Source organism: Streptodolium elevatio, assembly GCF_040649515.1.
Classification (GTDB): domain Bacteria; phylum Actinomycetota; class Actinomycetes; order Streptomycetales; family Streptomycetaceae; genus Yinghuangia; species Yinghuangia elevatio.
In genome coordinates this window covers 1-1,480 of the sequence record NZ_JBEZFP010000288.1, presented here as the reverse complement: position 1 = coordinate 1,480, position 1,480 = coordinate 1, and the positions used below count along the sequence as shown (strand labels likewise).

The window sequence follows — 1,480 nt, the reverse complement described above, 5'->3', positions numbered from 1 at the left end:
GTGGCCGCCGGGACACCGCGTCGGGGCGGGGGGGCGCGCCCCCCCCCCCCCACCCCCGGCTTCTCGGCACGACGGCGCCCCGGTCGTCCCCGTCCCCATCCTGCGACGCCCGCTGGTCGCCCGAACCGCCGTACGCACCGCCCAAGGCGGCTCGCACGGCATCCTCAGAAGGGAGCTCCATCCCCATGACCTCACTCGGCAGGCGGCTCGCGGCCGGCCTGGGCGCCGGCGCGATCGCGGCGACCGGTCTGATCGCCCTGGCCCCGGCCTCTTCCGCGGGCACCGTCAACCCGACCGTGGACTGCTACGTCCAGGCGCTCGACAAGCACTTCATCGGTGCCCAGTCGATCGACCTCTCGGTGACGCCGAACCCGGCCGACCCGGGCGCGTCGGTGACCGCGAACGTCAAGCTGGGCCCGAGCCCGGCCACCAGCCCGCTCGCCCTCAGCGGCGTGCAGGTCACGCCGACGATCGAGCTCAAGCTCGGCGGCGGCGCGGAGGGCACGGTCACCGTGACCGGCCCGACCACGACGATGGACATCGCGCAGAACGCGCCGATCACGCCGCCGCCCTACACCGGCGCGCTGACCATCCCGGCCACCGCGGCCGGCGACGTCACCTTCACCCCGGTGAAGCTGGTGACGACGGTGTTCATCCCGGCGTACAACCTGACCCAGGTCACGCCGTGCGACATCACGACCGGCGGCGGCGTCGCCGAGACCGTCACGGTCAAGGAGCCGCAGCCCGAGGTGCCGACGCTCAGCGCCGACCCGGGCACCGTCGAGCCGGGTGCCGCCACGACGCTGTCGGGCGTCAACTGGACGCCGGGCGGCACCGCGACGCCCGAACTGTGCGACGCGGCCGGCGCGAACTGCAACCCGGCCGGCATCTCGGCCAACACCCTGGCGATCGGCGCCGACGGCCGTCTGGGCGGCACGGCGACCGTCGCGGCGGGCACCGCGGACGGCTCCTACACGGTCAAGGTGACGAACGGCGCCAAGAGCGCCACCGCGCCGATCGCCGTGAAGAAGAAGGAAGTTCCCGTCCCGCAGCGGACGATCACGCTGAGCAAGTCGAACATCCGCCCGTGGACGTTCGTCAAGGTGACGGGGGAGAACTTCACCCCCAACACGCTGATCGCGATCATCGGCGTCAACGGCGCCACCCCGGTGGCCAACTTCTCGGCGGCGTTCGCCGGCAAGGACGGCAAGTTCACCACGTACATCCTGGTCACCAGCACCAAGGTCAACTCGATCACGGCCGCCGAGATCGACCTGACCTTCAAGTTCGACAAGGTGGCGATCGCCCCGATCACCGTCAAGTGGTGAACCGCGGGCACCTGCCGGTGATCTGACACGGGCGGCGTACGCCGTACCGGGCCGGGTTCCGGAAGGCAAGGCGGGAGACAGGGCGACGGCCCCCGGACGCGGGGGGGAGCGGGGGCGGCGGTGGGGGGGGGGGGGGGCCCCCGCGGGCCCCC

The 1,480-nt window shown here is 73.1% G+C and carries 1 protein-coding gene; it reads left to right on the top strand.

The features are described 5' to 3' along the window. Positions 1-185 precede the first annotated feature (185 nt). Positions 186-1,328, top strand: coding sequence for a hypothetical protein (locus AB0C36_RS43110; RefSeq protein WP_358365282.1), 1,143 nt, complete (start codon positions 186-188; stop codon positions 1,326-1,328). Positions 1,329-1,480: the final 152 nt, after the last annotated feature.

Coding starts and splice junctions, on each gene's coding strand:
- AB0C36_RS43110 (WP_358365282.1), top strand. CDS start 186: ATGACCTCACTCGGCAGGCGGCTCGCGGCCGGCCTGGGCGCCGGCGCG.